Here is a 17,996-nt window from a genome sequence, read left to right as displayed (position 1 = left end):
AGTTTGCTCCGTTGCAAGTCTAGCTGGAATCGAACGCGTCCGCACAACAAAAAGGCGGGACAGAGGGAAACGCTCCCTTTCTAAGCTGCCCTCCTCGCGCACGGGTCTATCACGGTGGCCCGGCAGAGCCAGCCCTCCCTGGTCTTGAGGAAGATGATGTCGCCCACGAGCTTGCAGGTGGCCACCGGGCTCGTGAAGTCGCGCTTTATCAAATTGGGCCTGGCCGGAGCGTCCTCGTCGGGGATCGTGGTCTTCTTCTTGGGGTTCGGGCCGATTCCCCGTATACCCAGCTCCTTCATGCCTTTCCTCACGCGGTACACTAGCGGCTTTATCCCTGCACGTTTCCGCAGGTCAAACGTCGTATGCTGTGACCATGGCTGGAAGAATCGGGGCTGGGGGCTTGGCATTGAACCAAGGTGCGCCTTCTCACCGTGCACCAGCAACACGGCGGAGCGGATCTCGCTGCTGTATTGCAAAAGCGGCATATTCAGGAACGACAGCGAAGACGTCACGTTCCAGCCGCCGTTGGAGTTCAGGCTGCGGGAATGGAGATCAAGGACATCCGGCTGTTCATGGAATGGTGCGCAGAGGGCCCGTCCACTTATCCCAAGCGCAAGGCCATGTTCGAGGAGCGAAAGGCCCACATGGAGTCGGAAATCGCCAACATGAACCGCGCGCTGGACATGCTGAAGTTCAAATGCTGGTACTACGAGGAGGCGATGCAAGATGGCGGCGAGGACAGGCTGAAGGCGCTGATTCCCGACGATTTGCCGGACAGTGTCAGGAAGGCATGCGAAAACGCCCACGCTCGATAGCGCCACCCGCCCGGGATGGGTCCACACTCAAGATGAGCTGCGAGAATCGTGACGACCCGACACCGCCCGCATGCCCCCTTCGGAATAGGCGCCGAGCAGCTCCTGCGCGTGGGCGAACTCAGGTCCCCGTTTCCAACCGAGTAGGCGGTTGACCGCGAGGTTTCCCTGGACGTTGTGAACGAAGAGCAGGTAGGCGTCCTCGTGCGAGAGCCCGGTCTTCTCCATGATCGCGGGAACCATCTGCTCGGCACTGCGCTCGACGACGCGCTGCGCCACGCGGGCGTACGCGTCGTCATCCGAGTAGAGCAGGTAAGAGTCGTCGTTTGCCGGCGGGCGCTGGCAGAGGGCAGCCGCCTCCGTTCCCTCGAGCGGCGGCGCCGCCGTCAGGGCCTCGTCGATAAGCGCGTCGAGCAGCGCGAACTTGTCGTCGTAGTGCAGATAAAACGTGCCGCGGTTGATATCGGCGCGGCGGCAGATATCCGCTACCGTCATCTTCGCGAAGCCGACCTCGGCCAGCAGCGCAAAGAACGCCTCCCGTATGACCGAAAGCGTATAGCGTCGACGACGATCGATTTTCCCCGATTCCATGGCCCCTCCAATTGCGGCGCTCAACAATATCCAGCAGCCGCTCGTTTATCGACAGCAGCTCGAAGCTGTTCATTGCTCTGATGCAAATCAACATTGATACTTTTTATAGACACCTGTTCATTATAGCTGAAAGAGAGTATAAAGTGACCCTATACGAGCAGCTCGTTATCGAACTCACCAACCAATCGTTTTCCCATCAGGCGGCCTACCGCAGCGGCGGCACGCCCTATGAGCTGAGTGACCGTGAGCCCGAGCCCTACGACCAGCAAATCAAGGACTTCGCCCGCATGATCGAGGAAGCTGATTGCGTGCTGGTGGGCGGGGCCTCCGGGCTCTCCGCGGCGGGCGGCGGCGACTTCTACTACGAGGACAACGCGACCTATCGCAGGCATTTCGGCAAATTCGCCGAGCGTTACGGTTTCAGGGGCGCCTTCGAGGGGTCGTTCTACCGCTGGCCCACCGCCGAGACGCGCTGGGGATATCTCGCCACCTTCCTCGACACCACGCTCAACGCCCCGCTGCGCAAGCCCTACAAGGACCTCGACGCCATTCTTGCCGAGAAAGACTTCTTCGTGATCACCACCAACCAAGACACGCAGTTCATGAAAATCTACCCTTGGGAGAAGGTAGCCGAGATTCAAGGCGACCACCGCTTCTTCCAGTGCTCCCGTTGCTGCACCGATGAAGTGTGGGACGCCATCGAGCCGGTCTCCCACATGGTAGAGGCCATGGGAGACGGCCTAGAGGTTCCGACAGAACTCGTACCACGCTGCCCCCACTGCGGAGCCGAAGCGTTTCCCTGGGTTCGCGGCTACGGCAACTTCTTGCAGGGCGAACTCTACGAGGAGCAGTACCGCAAGGTATCCGACTGGCTCGACGCGCACGCGCGGCAGAAGATTCTTTTCCTCGAGCTGGGCGTGGGCCGCATGACGCCTGCGTTTATCCAGGAGCCGTTCTGGGCCCTCACGGCGCAGTTGCCGAAGGCTAGCTACATCGCCGTGAACGACAAGACGCAGTTTCTCCCCCGCGCGATCGAGGATCGGGGGCTCGCCGTTCGCGCCGACATCGCCGACGTGCTCGCCGACGTGCGCAAGACACTGGGGAGGTAGCACATGGAGACGGCAAAAGCAGTTCGCATAGGCAGGGCGCTTTCCGAGGCGGATCTTGTCATCATCGGCGCCAGCAACGGGCTCGACATGGCGGAGGGGCTCAACCTCTTTAGCGCCAATGCTCATTTCCAAGAGACGTACGGGGACCTCGCTCAGGCCGACGGCATCGGCTGCATACTGCAGGGGCTCGCCTCTCCGGATGCAAACGTGCGACACCGATGGGCCGAGCGTTTCCATCAAAAGGAGTATACTGAGTATGAGCCCAGCCCGCTCATGAACGGGCTGCGGCGTCTTACGGAGCACGCTGACACCTTCGTGATCACGTGCAATATCGACGGACACTTCGCACGTGCAGGGTTCAACGAGAACCGCGTACTCGAGACTGAGGGGAGCACGCGCACGTCGGTCGACGAAATGCGTCTCGCTCATCCAGACGCCCTCGCCATGGCCCAGCTCGACGAGCTCGAGCGCCTTGTGCGCACCCATCGTAACGGCAGGGTCGCCATCCTCGAACTTGGCGTGGGACTGCGCAACGGCGTCATAAAGCACATGCTCGCCCAGATCGCGAACGCCTGCGAGCACGCCACCTACATCGTGTTCAACTACAGCCAGGCCATGGCGCCCGACGCTTCGTGCGAGACGATTCTCGTTGACGGCGATTTGGCCCCGGCTTTCGAGGAGATCGCCCGATGCCGCCTCTAGAGTGGACACCCAGGTCGAAAAGACGTTCCCGCCGAGAGGACCTGCAACTATCAGGGAAGCTTCGCGCACCTTCAATGCAAGCAACCATGCTGCGACGAGCTCTTCGACGCGGGTCCCTACGTCGAGCGCATGCTCGCGGGCATGGCGAGGTTCGAGATTCGCAGCGAGGATGTCCCCCGATGCCCGCACTGCGGCTGGCAGCTTGTGCCGTGGGTGCGCGATGACACATTTCTGCAGGGCGCGGTATGGCGCGAAAGCATCGAACGATATGAGCGCTTCGTGCGCGAGCGCACCGATTGCCGCGTGCTGTTGCTGGAGCTTGGCGTGGGCGACATGACCCCCGGCATCATCACGCTCCCGTTCTGGAGCATGACCGCAAAGCTGCCGGATGCGCACTTGCTGGGCGTCAACATCTCGGGTGGCTCAGCCCCGCTGCAGCTCGGGAGCAAGGCGGAGGCGATCCAGGCCGATTGCGCCCGCTGCTCGCGGCGGCGCGGGCCGGCGACGAATGACGCGGAGTGAGTTTTAGCCACTGTCCGCAGGCGCTCAGTTTCGTTTTTGTCCCAAGGACAAAACAGACAAAATTCCAGGTAATAAGCATCCTGTCGGCAAGATGAAATAACCCAATCGCTAGTTCGAGTCCGCCCAGCGTGGCGCCTTACGAGAACCTTTCTCGTAAGGCGCCACGACCGCTAATAAGCAAAAAGCAAGGTGCGCCTTATTTCAGATATTCCCCAAAGAACGCCTTTAGCTTCTCGAACGGAATGACGTCCACCTGATCGTAGAGGTCGGTGTGGCTGGCACCGGGGACGATGAGCAGTTCCTTGTTATCCCCGGTCAGCTTGCCGTACGCGGTTTCGCTGAAATAGCGGGAGTGCGCCTTCTCGCCGTGCACCAGCAACACGGCGGAGCGGATCTCGCTGGCATACTGCAAAAGCGGCATATTCAAAAAGGACAGCGAAGACGTCACGTTCCAGCCGCCGTTGGAGTTCAGGCTGCGGGGATGGTAGCCACGCGGGGTTTTGTAGTAGGCGTAATAGTCCTTCACGAACTGGGGCGCGTCCTCCGGCAGCGGATCGACCACGCCGCCCGCCAGCGCATAACTGCCATTTCTATAGTCCTCGGTGCGCTGCGCGTTCAGCGCTTTCCGCTTCTCGAAGCGCGCCTGCTCGGAATCCTCGGCGTCGAAATAGCCGTTGGCGGTTACACGGGTCATGTCGTACATCGTCATGGCGGCAGTAGCCTTGATGCGGGTGTCGATGGCTGCGGCGTTGATTGCCATGCCGCCCCAACCGCAGATGCCGATGATGCCGATGCGCTCCGGATCGACTTTTTCCTGTACCGAGAGGAAGTCCACCGCTGCGCAGAAGTCCTCGGTGTTGATGTCCGGCGATGCCACAGAGCGGGGCGTGCCGCCGCTCTCCCCGGTATAGGACGGGTCGAAGGCAAGCGTGAAAAAGCCCAGTTCCGCCATCTTCTGCGCATAAAGGCCGGACGATTGCTCCTTCACCGCGCCAAACGGACCGCTGACGGCGATTGCGGGCAGCTTGCCTTCCGCGTTCTTCGGCACGTACACATCAGCCGCCAGCGTGATGCCGTATCGGTTATGGAAGGTCGCCTTGCCGTGCTCCACCATCTCGCTTTTAGGGAACACCTTGTCCCATTCCTGCGTCAGTTTCAACTGCTCCATGCCTAAGCCTCCTCGTCAGTCGATTTAAGGTATTGCTCGTCGTCCACGGGCTCCAACCACTCGTTGGAGGTCTCCTCACCCGGAACTTCCACCGCAAGATGGGAGAACCAGCTGTCAGGCGCCGCACCGTGCCAGTGCTTTACGCCCGCGGGGATGTTCACCACATCGCCAGGGCGCAGCTCTTGTGCCGGTTTGCCCCATTCCTGGTAAAGCCCTCGACCAGCCACGCAGACGAGAATCTGTCCGCCGCCGCTTTTAGCGTGATGCGTGTGCCAGTTGTTGCGGCAGCCGGGTTCGAACGTAACGTTGTAAATGCCGACCTGCTCGGTGGAAAGGGGCGCGAGGTAGCTTTGCCCGACAAAGTACTTCGCGTATGCGTCGTTGGGGGCGCCGATGGGAAAGACCATCTCGTTTTGATGCTCGGCTCTCGCGTCAGCGGCATCGTCATCTACCCAGACCTCCTTCGCCATGCGGAAGGCCGCCCACGCCTTGGGCCATCCCGCGTAAAACGCCGCATGTGTCAGGATTTCCGCTATCTCCGTCCTGGTCACGCCGTTGCTCTTTGCCGACATCAGGTGGTATTGGAACGCAGAGTCCGTCAGCCCCTGCGCCATCAGGGCCACCACCGTCACCACGCTGCGGTCTCGAAGGGAGAGCCCGTCTTCTCGGCTCCATACCTCGCCGAACAGCACGTCGTCGTTGAGCTGTGCGAATTTGGGGGCGAAGTCCCCCAGGGCATCCCTGCCCGCCGTCTGCTTAATCGTCATGTTTGATTCCTTCTGTCGATGGTTTTGAGTGCAAAACTGCTTCCGCGCAGCTCAGCCGCGCCTAGACTCCCCTGCCCATTCGTCGCGCCTGCTCCAGGGCGGGACGCCCAGCGATTTCGCCCACGCCGTTCACGCCGCCGGCGAAAACCGTTCCGGCAAGCGTGCAGCGGGGGAAGCAGTCGACCCATCCTTGCACGGCCTTTTTCACGCCGTCGAAGGTCGAGCGCCCGTCCTCCGCCGCCGTTGCCAAAAGATACGCCTCGGTGAATGCGTAATCGGAGCCAAAGAGCGGGTTGGCGCGGTCCAGCATGGTCTTGAGCTGGCCGGAGACGCTGTAGTAGTAGACGGGCGTTGCGAACACCAGGACGTCGGCGTCATGCATCTTAGCGGCAATTTCCACGGCATCGTCTTGGATGACGCAGTGTCCCAGCTTCAGACAGGCAAGGCAGCCCTTGCAGAAGCCGAGCTGCTTTTCGCGCAGGCGCACGGTCTCCACGCTGTGACCCGCTTCCCGCGCTCCTTTGGCGAAGGCGTCAGCCAACGTCTCGGAATTGCCATTCTTTCGAGGGCTTGAAGAGACTATCAAAACCGCTTTGCCCATTAGGGAGTACTCCTTGCGTTCCCGCTTTATATTGACGAGAATGAAGGTAATACCTAAACCTGACTTTAGGTCAAGGAGTCAATTCGAGCTTTATTCGGAGGGGCCATGTACACAATCGGACAGGTGGCGGAGATGTTCGGTTTGCCCGTTTCCACGCTGCGGTATTACGACAAACAGGGGCTGTTCCCGGGATTGGAACGGACGTGCGGCATTCGCCGATTCGGCGATGCGGAACTCGAGGCGCTTCGGGTCATCGAATGCCTGAAGAAAGCAGGGATGGAGATCAAGGACATCCGGCTGTTCATGGAATGGTGCGCCGAGGGCCCGTCCACTTACCCCAAGCGGAAGGCCATGTTCGAGGAGCGGAAGGCCCACATGGAGTCGGAGATCGCGAACATGAACCGCGCGCTGGACATGCTGAAGTTCAAATGCTGGTACTACGAGCAGGCGATTCAAGATGGCGGTGAGGACAGGCTGAAGGCGCTGATTCCCGACGATTTGCCGGAAGAAATCAAGGGCGTCTACGAAAACGCGCACGCTCGATAAAGCCGTTCGCTGCCCATGGGACTCCGGCAAGGGAGGGCTCTTTCTGGGCAGAACGAAAAAGAAAGCCTCCGAACCAGAGGGTCCGGAGGCCGTTATTCCCGTTATTTCGCTGGTGGCTTTGATCTATGGCGACGCCGCGTTTGACCACCGCCTCGAACTTCTCGGCGATACACGTCTCGAAAGGGTACGTCATCAAATGAATCGACCCTTCCCCGAACCAGGGTGGCGCGACAGGCAGCGCACGTTAAAACGGAGCCGCTCAGTCACGATTTCCGGCGTCAGACCATGCGCATCATCGCCCTCCTGCGCGAGAGCCTCCGCTCGTCGTCCTCCGTGAAGCCGGCGATGGCGCGATCGAGCGCGGCCAGGCACTCCTCGCGGTCGGCCGGCAGCTCTGCGACGAAGCCGATGGAGTTGGTGATCAGGCGCGTGTCGACGACGACGGGGTTCTCCAGCGCGGCCACGAGCGCGCGGAACTCGCGGAACCGCTCGAGCTCGCTCATGGGCTCGAAGTCGCCGCGAGCCACCTCGGCGCCGAGCTCGGAGTCGGGGAAGACGGTGACGGTGGTGAGGTACATAAACCGCGGGCGGATCTGGTTGAACACCTCCGCCGAGCGCGCGGCGGTCTCCTCTGCGCGCCCCGCGCCGGCGATCCCGCCCAGGTAGATGCAGTTGTAGGGCAGGCCTACCTCGTCGAGCTTCCCGCACTGCTCCACGACGTCGGCAGCGGTGTAGCCCTTTCTCACGTGCGCGAGCACCTCGTCGTCGCCCGACTCGATGCCGATCATGATGTCGGTGTAGCCCGCGTCATGCAGCGCCCGCAGGTCGTCGACCGTCTTGTTGCGCATGCTGTCGACGCGCGCGTAGGTGGAGATGGTGGCGCCCGGCAGGTACTCGTGCACGAGCGCGGCCAGCTCGAGCAGCCTGCGCGCGCTCATGGAGAACGGGTCGCCTCCCGCCGCCCATATGTGGTCGGTGCCGGGGCGGAAGCGCGCGATCTCGACGAGGTCGGCGCGCACCTGCTCGAGCGGCGCGGGATGGAAGGGGTGGCCCTTGTAGTAGGTGCAGAAGGTGCACGAGTCGTGCGTGCAGCCCACCGTCACCTCAAGCATTACGCTCCCCGCCTCGTAGGGCGGCCTGATCACCGGTCCCGTGTAGTGCATTGTTTCGTCCTCTTTAATACTAGATATCGTGATATGTCGATGCGTTATGGCATGCTAGGGCACTTCTCCGGTTCGCCCAGGTGCGGTGTCAGAGCTCGTCTCCCACGAAACGGGCCAGCTCGGCTATGGCTTCCTCGTTGCGGCGGAAGTAGGTCCACTTGCCGTGACGCTCGGAGAGAAGCAGCCCGCAGCGCTGCAGCACGTCGAGGTACTGCGAGGCTGTCGACTGGGAGACGCCCGCCTTGTCGCGGATGGAGCCCACGCACACCCCTCCCCTCAGGTCGTCGGGCACGCCGGGGTGCCCTCCCTGCTCGGGGAAGTTGGCCTCGGGGTCCTTCAGCCACATGAGGATCTGGAGCCGCGTGGGGTTCGATAGCGCCTTGAATGTCTCTGTCATGTCCATGGGCACATCATATCGTAATACCGCGATATGTCAATACATTCTTCGCACCACGCCCCTTCCGGGCGGGCCGAGCCTGTGACGTCGTTGCATGGCGTGCAATCAGGGTTCATTTCCAAAGAATTGAAAACATTACACCTCGTGCCCATGACGGCAGCCGGCACACGCCGGCAGCCCATCTCTCCTGCGGAAACAACCGCGAGGAATAACCGCCGGCGCGAGGAGCGGGGCCAAACCGGTTTCTCCAGTGAGCAAGGCCCGAGCGGGCTAGAGGGAATAATCGGCAACTTTCGGAAATGCTGGAACAAGGGGGCCCCTCGCTGCAACCTTCGACAAGTCGCAGCTTGGAGGAGTCCTCCCCTTTTGTCACGTCGTGTGCCAACAACCCGTTGGCACACAACAGCTAGGCCTTGCCGGACGGACTTCTCGCAACCTACGCTCGGCCGCAGTACACGCGCACCGCGGCAGCGGCGAACGCGCCGGCACCGGGACCGGCCGCCGCGTCGATGTTGCGCGTGAAGTCGCCGCCTGCGCCGTACGCCCGGCCCAGCCCCGCCAGGATCTCGTCGGTGCAGGCGTAGTAGTTCTCGGTGATGAAGGCCTGGATCTTCGCGACCTGGGCCCCCGCCTCCTCGCACGAGGGGTCGGCGCCTTCGGCGGCCATCCGCCCGAACGGCACGAAGAGCTCCATCAGGCTCCTGCCCATCGCGGCCTGCTCCCCTTTCGGCCTGCCGGCCCACTTCTCCTCGTATTCCCTCCATTGCGGGGTCTTGCCCCACGACGCCTTCGCCTGCTCGGCGTATGCGTCCAGCTTGCTCGTGTCGAACGGCCCGAATTCCAAGGTTCTCCCCTCTCCGCCCTTTAGGGCCTTTGCCATGTCTATCAGGTTGCCGATGCGCTCCCGACGGAGTTCCAGGAGCTCGATCTGCTGGTCGATCGCCTTTTCCCGGTCGAAGCGGGGGCTGTCGAGGATCGCCCCTATGTCGGCGAGCGAGAACTCCAGCTCGCGGAAGAGCATGATCTGCTGCAGCCGCGCCACGTCGCCGTCGCTGTAGAGCCGGTAGCCGGCCTCGCTGCGCGCGCTTGGCCTGAGCAGGCCTATCTTGTCGTAGTGGTGCAGCGTCCGCACGCTCACGTGCGCGAGCTCGCTTACTTCATGCACGGTTCTCACGGGACCTCCCCTCGCTCGTCTTGGCTGCACTCTAAACTATGACGTTACGTGAGGGTCAACGACATCACCTTGTGGAAATCGGCCCAAGGTCATCAAACGTCCTCGACCACCCTCCACACCCCGGCAAGCTAACATCTGGTTGATTAGGGACGGATGTATCTCAATTCCAATCGGGAACATCAATGCCAATGCCAATGATTCATGGACTGTACTTCAAGCAACTCGAACTCGATGGAAGAGCTTCCATATCTACCGATCTCACGGACGAGCAGGCGTCTGGAATATATGCTTATGAGTTTACCGACGGCATGTGGTACGTCGGCAAGTCAAAAAATGTGAAGGTGCGACATGTACAACACATGCATGAATACTGCCACGAACACCCAATCCGTATCCCGAAGAGAATGCTGCGGGCTGAAGTACACGGCAGCGAGAGGCAGCTAGACTACGCCGAAACTCAAACTATTGCCTAATTCGAGCAAAAGGGATATCCGCTTCTCAACGTCATGAAGACCGGGAGGCCTCGCGGGGAAATGAGTATCGTGGTCGATACCGGAGCAGGTTGGAGCGCGCCCATCCCCTGGGAACGTGAGAGACGATACCGGCCCCGGAGGACACCGCAGGCACTCTCTGGACCGCCACAGCCTTCCCCACCACGAGCGGAGGGTCGCGCCTTTGCACCATCTCCTGCCAGAACGCTGAGACCTTCGTTATTTTGAAGGGCGACCCAGGCTATTCCAGACCATCCGGCTTCGTGAATGTCAAGCAGCCTGATTGACGACCTCCTGCGAGAAATAGGAAGCAAATAATGCTGCGTGCCATCCAAGCGTAAAGGCATCCACACTCGCTCCAACTTCTCCCGCTGCGTCGTAAGGCGTTTCATCTAGTCCGTCCGATCGGCGAGGAAAGCCAGCATCCTCTCGAACGCGTCACGTGCCGCTGCTTTGTCGAAAATGGCGCATGACCCTGCTGATGCAAGGCCATGCGCCATTTTTCGCGCGTAGTTATGCTTCGGGCTCAGCCTTCTAGGCACTCCTCTGGTCTTGCCCGCGTTGTTCGGCTTGGAGCGAAACGAGCGCGTCCACGCGTTCGACCTGCTCCTTCAGCTGGGCGATCTGCTTCAGCAGTTCGTCGTCAGGGCTGAGGCCTTCCCTCTTGCTGCGCTCCTCAAGGTCCTCATCTTCCGCCTGGCGATGCGTCTGGTCCACGACACCGACGATGATACCGACAACGATGTTCACGATGACGAACGCCGAAATGATGACGAACGGCACAAAGTACACCCACGCCCATGGGAACACTTCCATGACGGGACGCGAGATGCCCATCGACCAGCTCTCGAGCGTCATCACTTGGAATAGGGTGTAGAAGCTCTTGCCCAAGTCGCCAAACCATTCGGGGAACGCCTCGCCGAACATGTTGGTGCCGATGACGGCGAACACATAGTAAATGACGACAAGCAAGAGCGCCGTCCATGCAACGCCGGGAATGGCGCGGCCGAGCGCCTCGATGATGATGCGCATCTCGCGGAACATGGACACAAGGCGCAGCACCCGGAACACGCGCAGGACGCGCAGAACTCTCGCCACCTGAACCGGGAAGGGGATGATGCCGGTGGGGATGCAGCAGAGCACCACAATCGTGAAGTCGAAAACATTCCAACCGTTGCGGAAATAATCACCGTGCCAAGCTATCAGTTTGAGCGCAGCCTCGACGATGTAGATGGCCAAGCAGACATTGTCGAACACGGCGAGCGCCTGGGCCACTTCCGGGTTGAGGTGAGTGGTTTGGATTCCAATCGTTACCGCGTTGATCATTATCACCACGAGGATGAAATTCTGAAACGCAAGGCTCTCAACAAGCCTGGTAACTTTTTCGCGCATGTTGTTCCTCTCCTGTAGTTCAATGCGCAGACGCCGCCTGCATCCGACGTTGCGGGCAAGCGTGAACTCCCAGGTAACACAATGCGTTGCGCGGCTTACTTCCGAAGTCGGCGGAAATTGTACCAAACGCTCCCGCGAGAGGACGTGCTGGCGAAAGCGGCGCTCGGTCGGCGGTGATAGCGGTGCCGGACCTGACAAATCCTCCTGGGGGCCTTCGGAATCGAAAGGCCCCTCTCGAGGAAGGGCTGCCCGTACGACAACGCGGTCGACGAGTCGACGGACAAGATGCCGAAGGCCGAGTTCGTCTACAGGGAGAGCTTCTCGACGCTGCACGGGCTGCAGGTCAAGCCGAACGACCACGTCCGCTGGCACATCCATTCCAGGCTGCACTCGAAGCTAGGCTGCGTGAGTCCGGTTGAGTTCAGGAATGCGGGTCTCAGTCTCTGAAAAAACTGTCCAAATAGGGGTTGCCAATCCACGCCCATCTGGCGGGCGGTTTCGGCCACGCCGGCGCCGGACCCCATGCGGGAGACGATCGTCTCGCGCCCCCTGGGGGGGGTGAGCCTTGCGTTAGGATGTTGTGTCATGGGAGAGCTCCCTTCGCTGCAGGCCTAGACAACTCACAGCTTGGCGGAGGCCTCCCTATTTGTCACCCCTCGAATGTAAACAACGTCTTGGCACTGAACAGCTAGAGCTACCGAAAGGGAGGAAGCGCATGGGACCGCAGGAAACGATTGCCCAAGCAATCGCGCGCAAAGCGCACGCGGGGCAAACCGACAAAGCCGGCGCACCGTACATCGAACATCCCGCGCACGTGGCCGCACAGGTAAACGGCGACAAGGCAAAGGCGACGGCATGGCTGCACGACGTCGTGGAAGATACGCCGATCACCTTCGACGACCTGCGCGCGGCTGGCATCGACGACGACGTGATCGACGCCCTCGAGCTGCTCACGCACGACAAAAGCGTGCCCTATCTTGACTATGTGTCAAACCTGAAGCACAACGTGCTCGCCCGCACGGTGAAGCTCGCCGACCTCACCCATAACAGCGACCTCAGCCGCCTGACCAAAGTCACGGATGCCGACCGAGAGCGGGTGCAAAAGTACCACCTCGCGATCGCCCTGCTACGCTCCCAGTGAGCTAGTCCGTCCGGTCGGCGAGAAAGGCCAGCATCCTCTCGAACGCGTCACGTGCGACCTTGTTCTTGCGCTCGGAGGCCACAAAGCAGTGCGGCATCTTCAGACCACGCTCGGCCAGCGGATCGATGAGCTCGTGAACGACCCCCTTCTTGGCAAGTGCCTTGTCCATGTGCCTCATGTCGTTGTGATATTCGCTGCCGAGAAGTACCGCGGGCGGGTAGGCTGAGGTGACCCATTGGGTGGCGTCGTAACGATGCACCTGATCCTTACCGAGGAAGATCGTTCCGCTCACGTAGTTGCCTACGATAACCTTGGTGGCAAGGGAGAACTCGTTGTACACAAGGGGTGCGTCATCAATCACGAGAGCACGCACCTGGCTGGGCTCCAACTTGGGCTTTATGCCAAGCGCGTCGGCATACTTTGGATTTGCGATGACGGCGCCCAGCTGGCTCGTTATGATGGCGCCGGCAGACGAGCCCATGATGATGACATCGTCCATATCGAGGCCGTATTCCTTCGCGTGCGACTCGCACCAGGCCAGTGCCTGATTGGCCTGTATGACAGGAACTGGGAAGTGACAGTCGGGCACGAGACCGTAGTCCACGTTCACGACGTTGTAGCCGGCCGCACAGATGTCATCCAGCAGCGACGTGACGTCACTCGACGCCAGCGGGTCGCCCGCACTTTTGCTGCCTGCAAAGAACCCTCCGCCATGAAAGTAGACTAGCGTCGGCCTGCGCACGGAGGTGTCGGCGTCGGGGTAGGTTATATCCAGGAAGCTATTGGGGTACTTGTCGGCATAGGCGATTTCGGTCACGATGCGCTGTCCGTTATCCCGCACCGCATCCATGTGCTTGCCCTCGGGCTTGTAGGTATTGGTCGTCTTGACCGTACCGGCGGAGAGTTTCTGGATCGCTCCGATAACGATCTGCGTATGGGTCGTGAGCACCAGGGCGAGCACGACGATGGCGATGCAGATTCCTCCCGCCACCCTTGCGAGCAGCCGCAGGCGTCCCCGTGTCTTCTCCTTCATCACAGCCCCCGAAAGATTCCTCAGATTCGCTTCAGCTGATACAATCGTATCGTCCGTCCTGCAAGCGTCCCGATGTCGCGAGCGCAATCGATACGCATCGACGGCTTTCGTATCAGGAGGTCTGCAGTGTCTGAATATGCCACAGACAGACTGGGGCCCGCCCTGTTCTTGCTTATGGCCGAGAAGAACATCAGAAAGGTGACCATCGACGAGCTTGCCGCACGGGCGGGCGTGGGCCGGGCCACGTACTTTCGCAACTTCTCGTCTAAGGAGGAGCTGCTGACTACCTACCTCGTTCGCCAATGGCGGGCATACGAGAAAGGGCACCGCCTGAAGGAGCTCGCGTTCTCGAATCCCGAGCGGGCTCTGCGCTACTTTGAGTTCTGCCTGTCACTGCGCACGGAAAACGACCTCATGATCGAGCAAGGATGCACGGATGCCATCCTGGCCGCGTTCGAAACGATCGTAAGCGACGCCGACCTGGGACGCGAGGGGAGCTACGAGGCCGCTTTTCTCGCCTACGGTCTCTACGGTTTGTTCGTCACGTGGGCGCGCAGGGGCTGGAAAGAGACCCCGCAGGAACTGGCGGCCTTGGTATCGGGCCGCATGTTGGGCGGGGTTGTTGACTAAAGCGAGCGCAGTCAATCTGGACGAGTTCGCAGACTCGGACTTCTAGGCTTGCTCCTGGCGCGAGATGCGCTCCCTCGTAGCGTCGGCCAGATTGGCCAAGGTGGTGGAGGCAAGGCGGTCAAGCATGGCCTGCTCCGCAGCGTCAAGCTCCGCGCCAAGCACGGCGTGCACGTTGCGGCCGATCGGACACTCGGGGCTAGGATGCTCGTGCATGCGAAAGACGCTCACATCGTCCTCCACTGCGTTGAGAATGTCCAGAAGCGTTATCTCTGCCGGATCCTTTGTGAGCCGAGCCCCTCCAACGCCCGGCTCCACGGCGACGAGTCCGGCAGCCTTAAGCCGACCGAGAACGTTACGCACGACGACGGGATTCACGCCGATACTTCCAGCTAGGACGTTGGACGTGAACTTGCGCCGGTCCCCAAGGACGTCGAGGCAGAGCAGTATATGGACGGCTATGGACAGCCTGGTCGAGAACTTCATGGACCCTCTTTCTTTCCTCAAACAGCGTACCACGTCATAGTTGTAATGTCACATATTACAACTATGGAGAAGATGTGGCCTCGTTTGTTGTAAGTGTTGACGTTACAACTATCGCATGGCAAAGTACGTGTTGTAAGTGAGCCATTTACATCAAACCGAAAGGACGTAGCAGACATGAAGATCGCAGTGGTAGCGGCAAACGGCAAGGCCGGCAAGCTCATCGTGAAGGAGGCCGTTGATCGCGGTATGGACGTTACCGCCGTCGTGCGCGGTGAGAACAAGAGCGAGGCCGAGAAGGCCCTCGTCAAGGACGCCATGGAACTCACCTCCGAGGACCTGGTCGGCTTCGATGCTGTGGTGGATGCCGTTGGTGCCTGGACGCCCGATACGGTCAGCGCCATCACCGACGTCGCCATGCACCTGGCAGACGTGCTCTCCGGCACCAACACGCGTCTTGTCATCGTCGGCGGTGCGGGCAGCCTCTACGTCGATTCCGAGCACACCAAGACCGTCCTGGATGTCACCCCCTTCCCCGAGGCAGCGCTCCCCGTCGTCAGGACTCACGGCAAGCTGCTCGAGATGCTGCGCGGCCGCGACGACGTGCGTTGGACCTACGTGAGCCCCGCCGGTGACTTCCAGGCCGACGGCGAGCGCACCGGCGAGTACCAGCTGGGTGGCGAAGAGCTCCTGCTGAACGCAGCCGGCGAATCCACCATCTCTTATGCCGATTACGCCATCGCAATGGTTGACGAGGTCGAGTCCGGCGACCACGTCCGCCAGCGCATCAGCGTCGTGAGCAAGTAGCGGCTAGCTAATCTCACCGCTTCGGTGCGCGGGGAAGGCACCGGGCACGGTTTGCAAGAGACGAACCGTACCCGGCGCCCCGCAAAGCATCGCTTTTTTGCACGCATCAGATTCAATTGTTGAGTCGTTTGAATCGAGCAGTGAAATCTCTTGCATCGACGCTTGCCCTGCTGCTTAGCACGAGCGTGCTGAGAACCACGCTCGTGCTGAATCGCGGCATCGGCCGAAGGCGAACAAAACTTATTCATTGGCGACTTGTAGTCTCATCCCATTCTCGCCTCGTCTTGTCTCCCATCCAATCTGCGTGACCGCCTCCGACAGCTGCCCATCATGCGTGACCAGCAGGAACGCGCCGGGAAAACCAATCAGCATGCCCTGAAGCGCTTCGATGGAGCCTATATCGAGATGATTCGTCGGTTCATCGAGCACGAGGAGGTTGGGATTCGTAACAAGCTGCTGCGCAAGCATGAGTTTGCGGAGCTCGCCAGGACTCAAATCGTCTCCATCGAGCAGTTTATCGGGGTCGGAATTCAGCCGCGCCACGATGGAGAGGACGCGGCCCTTCGTCTCTTGGTCCTGACCCCGTAGTCGTCTCAGGGCCCGCCCGCGTTCTTCCGGTCCGACGTCCTGGGGAACGTACGCCACTTTGACGGTATCGGGAACAGACTCAATGACGCTTCGTACCACCAGGCTCTTTCCCGTTCCGTTCGCGCCAGTCAACACCACGTGATCCGTTGGCAAGATCCAGAGCTCTGGCACGTCTATCGAGAAATCACCAGCGGACAGTCGCGTCGCCTCTAGGTGCACCACGCAGCTCGAACGCGCGGCAATGCCGAACGCGCCGATAGTATGGTCGTATCGCTTCGAGACAACTCTCTTTGAGAGCTCTCCCTCGGCCTTTGCCAGCCGTTCACTCATATTGGACGAGAGCTTGCCAGCCACGCCGTCCTTTCCTGAGACTATGGCGCGTCCAATCCTCTCCCGTGCGTCACTGTCGTGCTTGTCCAGGTTGCGCTTGCTGCGCTTGCCCTTCTGACGCGCCGCCTCCTCGCTTCTGCGCTGGGCTTCCGCCTTCAAGCGCTTCGCTTCGCGGGCGGCCTTCTCGCGGTCCCTGATTGCAGCAGAGCGCTCGATGGCCGCTTGGCCACTCGCCTTCGAGTACCCTCCGGGTCGCATGGTCCAACGCACCCCCTCGCACATCAGGCTCTGGCTCACAAGGCTATCCAGCAGAGCCCTGTCATGCGAGATGAGAATTCCGATGCCGCTGAAGGAAGCGAGGGCTTCCCTCACGATGTTGCGTGTCACGACGTCGAGGTCGTTTGTCGGCTCGTCCATGATGAGGACTTCCGGTCGCGCATAGAGCGCGCATGCGATCTGGAGTCGCTTCTGCTGACCGCCAGATAGAGTGCCATAGCGCCAGAACCAGTCGTCTTCGACGCGAAGCAAAGCCCTTGCTCGTGCGCTTCCTTGCCCCAGTCCGATGCGAGGTCGAAGAGATTGTCCGGTTCCTGGGTCGAGTCCTGCTGGCAGTACGCCGAGAACAGCTTCGGACTCACCGTTCCGGAATCTGGCGCGATGGAGTGCACGGCGATACGGGCAAGCGTGCTCTTCCCGCATCCGTTATCGCCGATGATGCCCGTCCATCCCGACGGGAACGTGACGCTGACGTCATCGATGGCGGCCGATACCGTACCAGGGTAGGTATAGCTGATGTGATTGAGATTCAGTTGCATGGCGAGCTCCTTCGAGGGGAGGTCGCGCAAAGGGTCAGGCACGCGATGCATGAACTTGAAACGAGAAGACACTGAAGCGATGCGGCACCCTGAAGCGCGACCCGATTAGCGGCATGGTCGTATGGGGCGCCCGAAATGGGCATCGCTAGTTCTTCATCTAACCTGACCTAACTCGAAGCGGCGCTTGCCAAAGGCCCCGCTGATGAATTGTCGACGAGCATTGTAGCATGGCTCTGACCTGGATGCAAAGCGGATTTGCAGCCATGCGAAGAACGCCCTAATGACGCATCCCTGATGCTGTCCACACAATGCCAGGTGTTACGTATTCGGCCGGAGCCTGCGCGACGACCCTTCGATGTCGCCCTGGTGCAAAGCGAGCGGACTCCAGCAAGCCTTTGGGACTCGTGGCGCTTCTGCTCATGCCCCACGTCCCCATCGGCGGCAACGATACACGCTCGACGTCTTAACGGGCAAGCGCAACTTGCCTGGCAGCAAATAGTAGGAGTCCTGGCCCGACAGCTTTGAAAGGCTTCCCGAGGCTTAAGAAAGGGACCGCATCAAAAGCCTAGATTCAGCCCCGCAAGCGATATCGGACATGGAGGCCCCGTTGCAGGCATCGCACCTGCCGGCGGGTCCCTGCCTTTGTCCCTATAAAAAACTAGAGCGGGCCCGGTGGGTCCCGCCCTTACAAAACTTGTAGGTTTTCCATGCACACCGTTCTAACCGAACGCAAGCGC

General features: G+C 60.6%; 21 protein-coding genes and 2 pseudogenes. 9 read left to right on the top strand and 14 right to left on the bottom strand.

Annotation, left to right across the window (positions count from 1 at the left end):
- Positions 1 to 80: 80 nt before the first annotated feature.
- Positions 81 to 299 carry a hypothetical protein gene (locus BN3270_RS09585; protein ID WP_058985451.1) on the bottom strand — a complete coding sequence of 73 codons (219 nt, stop codon included), beginning with the start codon at positions 297 to 299 and terminating at the stop codon, positions 81 to 83.
- A gap of 246 nt (positions 300 to 545) precedes the next feature.
- Here BN3270_RS09585 and BN3270_RS09580 point away from each other — a divergent pair, with 246 nt between their 5' ends.
- Positions 546 to 815, top strand: coding sequence for a MerR family transcriptional regulator (locus BN3270_RS09580; RefSeq protein WP_167551307.1), 270 nt, complete (start codon positions 546 to 548; stop codon positions 813 to 815).
- Positions 816 to 842: 27 nt separating this feature from the next.
- On the opposite strand, the gene BN3270_RS01565 is transcribed toward BN3270_RS09580, so the two are convergent.
- Positions 843 to 1,403 carry a TetR/AcrR family transcriptional regulator gene (locus BN3270_RS01565; protein ID WP_058985449.1) on the bottom strand — a complete coding sequence of 187 codons (561 nt, stop codon included), beginning with the start codon at positions 1,401 to 1,403 and terminating at the stop codon, positions 843 to 845.
- Positions 1,404 to 1,546: 143 nt separating this feature from the next.
- Between BN3270_RS01565 and BN3270_RS01560 the strand changes: the two genes are divergently transcribed.
- The 3 genes from BN3270_RS01560 to BN3270_RS01550 all read left to right on the top strand — a co-directional run bounded on the left by BN3270_RS01560 (position 1,547) and on the right by BN3270_RS01550 (position 3,736).
- Entirely contained in the window at positions 1,547 to 2,512 is a 966-nt protein-coding gene (locus BN3270_RS01560; protein WP_271711865.1) for an SIR2 family NAD-dependent protein deacylase, read from the top strand.
- Between the two features lie 3 nt (positions 2,513 to 2,515).
- Positions 2,516 to 3,214, top strand: a complete 699-nt coding sequence (locus BN3270_RS01555) for an SIR2 family NAD-dependent protein deacylase (protein ID WP_058985447.1) — start codon at positions 2,516 to 2,518, stop codon at positions 3,212 to 3,214.
- 141 nt (positions 3,215 to 3,355) lie between these two features.
- Complete coding sequence (locus BN3270_RS01550) at positions 3,356 to 3,736, top strand: SIR2 family NAD-dependent protein deacylase (protein WP_148335445.1); 381 nt, start codon at positions 3,356 to 3,358, stop codon at positions 3,734 to 3,736.
- Positions 3,737 to 3,932: 196 nt separating this feature from the next.
- Here the strand turns inward: BN3270_RS01550 and BN3270_RS01545 are convergent, their stop codons facing one another.
- From BN3270_RS01545 to BN3270_RS01535, 3 genes are all read right to left on the bottom strand, one after another.
- Positions 3,933 to 4,904, bottom strand: coding sequence for an alpha/beta hydrolase (locus BN3270_RS01545; protein WP_058985445.1), 972 nt, complete (start codon positions 4,902 to 4,904; stop codon positions 3,933 to 3,935).
- A gap of 2 nt (positions 4,905 to 4,906) precedes the next feature.
- Positions 4,907 to 5,671 carry a carboxymuconolactone decarboxylase family protein gene (locus tag BN3270_RS01540; RefSeq protein WP_058985444.1) on the bottom strand — a complete coding sequence of 255 codons (765 nt, stop codon included), beginning with the start codon at positions 5,669 to 5,671 and terminating at the stop codon, positions 4,907 to 4,909.
- A 61-nt stretch (positions 5,672 to 5,732) separates the two neighbouring features.
- Positions 5,733 to 6,272 (bottom strand): flavodoxin family protein, encoded by a 540-nt coding sequence (locus BN3270_RS01535; protein WP_058985443.1) that lies wholly within the window; start codon positions 6,270 to 6,272, stop codon positions 5,733 to 5,735.
- A 105-nt stretch (positions 6,273 to 6,377) separates the two neighbouring features.
- Here BN3270_RS01535 and BN3270_RS01530 point away from each other — a divergent pair, with 105 nt between their 5' ends.
- The gene (locus tag BN3270_RS01530; RefSeq protein WP_058985442.1) at positions 6,378 to 6,818 is read left to right on the top strand and encodes a MerR family transcriptional regulator; all 441 of its coding nucleotides are present in this window, start codon (positions 6,378 to 6,380) and stop codon (positions 6,816 to 6,818) included.
- 278 nt (positions 6,819 to 7,096) lie between these two features.
- Here BN3270_RS01530 and BN3270_RS01525 read toward each other — a convergent pair whose 3' ends face one another.
- From BN3270_RS01525 to BN3270_RS01505, 4 genes are all read right to left on the bottom strand, one after another.
- Positions 7,097 to 7,981, bottom strand: coding sequence for a radical SAM protein (locus BN3270_RS01525; protein WP_058985441.1), 885 nt, complete (start codon positions 7,979 to 7,981; stop codon positions 7,097 to 7,099).
- 88 nt (positions 7,982 to 8,069) lie between these two features.
- Positions 8,070 to 8,384, bottom strand: a complete 315-nt coding sequence (locus tag BN3270_RS01520; protein WP_058985498.1) for an ArsR/SmtB family transcription factor — start codon at positions 8,382 to 8,384, stop codon at positions 8,070 to 8,072.
- A gap of 430 nt (positions 8,385 to 8,814) precedes the next feature.
- The gene (locus tag BN3270_RS01515; protein ID WP_058985440.1) at positions 8,815 to 9,552 is read right to left on the bottom strand and encodes a MerR family transcriptional regulator; all 738 of its coding nucleotides are present in this window, start codon (positions 9,550 to 9,552) and stop codon (positions 8,815 to 8,817) included.
- 1,025 nt (positions 9,553 to 10,577) lie between these two features.
- Positions 10,578 to 11,435 carry an ion transporter gene (locus BN3270_RS01505; RefSeq protein ID WP_058985438.1) on the bottom strand — a complete coding sequence of 286 codons (858 nt, stop codon included), beginning with the start codon at positions 11,433 to 11,435 and terminating at the stop codon, positions 10,578 to 10,580.
- A gap of 285 nt (positions 11,436 to 11,720) precedes the next feature.
- On the opposite strand from BN3270_RS01505, the gene BN3270_RS09735 reads away from it, so the two are divergent.
- Positions 11,721 to 11,882, top strand: coding sequence for an IS3 family transposase (locus BN3270_RS09735; protein WP_082673262.1), 162 nt, complete (start codon positions 11,721 to 11,723; stop codon positions 11,880 to 11,882).
- Between the two features lie 268 nt (positions 11,883 to 12,150).
- Complete coding sequence (locus BN3270_RS01495; RefSeq protein WP_058985436.1) at positions 12,151 to 12,576, top strand: HD domain-containing protein; 426 nt, start codon at positions 12,151 to 12,153, stop codon at positions 12,574 to 12,576.
- Between the two features lies 1 nt (position 12,577).
- Here the strand turns inward: BN3270_RS01495 and BN3270_RS01490 are convergent, their stop codons facing one another.
- Positions 12,578 to 13,609, bottom strand: a complete 1,032-nt coding sequence (locus BN3270_RS01490) for an alpha/beta hydrolase (protein ID WP_058985435.1) — start codon at positions 13,607 to 13,609, stop codon at positions 12,578 to 12,580.
- A 126-nt stretch (positions 13,610 to 13,735) separates the two neighbouring features.
- Here BN3270_RS01490 and BN3270_RS01485 point away from each other — a divergent pair, with 126 nt between their 5' ends.
- Entirely contained in the window at positions 13,736 to 14,239 is a 504-nt protein-coding gene (locus BN3270_RS01485; RefSeq protein WP_058985497.1) for a TetR/AcrR family transcriptional regulator, read from the top strand.
- A 42-nt stretch (positions 14,240 to 14,281) separates the two neighbouring features.
- On the opposite strand, the gene BN3270_RS01480 is transcribed toward BN3270_RS01485, so the two are convergent.
- Positions 14,282 to 14,722 carry an Rrf2 family transcriptional regulator gene (locus BN3270_RS01480; RefSeq protein ID WP_058985434.1) on the bottom strand — a complete coding sequence of 147 codons (441 nt, stop codon included), beginning with the start codon at positions 14,720 to 14,722 and terminating at the stop codon, positions 14,282 to 14,284.
- Positions 14,723 to 14,896: 174 nt separating this feature from the next.
- On the opposite strand from BN3270_RS01480, the gene BN3270_RS01475 reads away from it, so the two are divergent.
- Complete coding sequence (locus tag BN3270_RS01475; RefSeq protein ID WP_058985433.1) at positions 14,897 to 15,526, top strand: NAD(P)-dependent oxidoreductase; 630 nt, start codon at positions 14,897 to 14,899, stop codon at positions 15,524 to 15,526.
- A 240-nt stretch (positions 15,527 to 15,766) separates the two neighbouring features.
- Here the strand turns inward: BN3270_RS01475 and BN3270_RS01470 are convergent, their stop codons facing one another.
- The 3 genes and pseudogenes from BN3270_RS01470 to BN3270_RS09780 form a co-directional block, all read right to left on the bottom strand.
- Positions 15,767 to 16,861, bottom strand: a complete 1,095-nt coding sequence (locus tag BN3270_RS01470; protein ID WP_271711864.1) for an ATP-binding cassette domain-containing protein — start codon at positions 16,859 to 16,861, stop codon at positions 15,767 to 15,769.
- A 27-nt stretch (positions 16,862 to 16,888) separates the two neighbouring features.
- Positions 16,889 to 17,143 (bottom strand): annotated as a pseudogene (locus tag BN3270_RS09785) (hypothetical protein); the annotation flags it as partial.
- A pseudogene (locus BN3270_RS09780) lies at positions 17,089 to 17,259 on the bottom strand (ATP-binding cassette domain-containing protein); the annotation flags it as partial. The pseudogenes BN3270_RS09785 and BN3270_RS09780, both read right to left, overlap by 55 nt.
- Positions 17,260 to 17,996 lie beyond the last annotated feature (737 nt).

Origin of the sequence: Hugonella massiliensis, assembly GCA_001486445.1 — a bacterium.
Lineage (GTDB): Bacteria > Actinomycetota > Coriobacteriia > Coriobacteriales > Eggerthellaceae > Hugonella > Hugonella massiliensis.
Note: the sequence above shows the minus strand (reverse complement) of the source record. Positions and strands in the feature narration are given on the sequence as shown.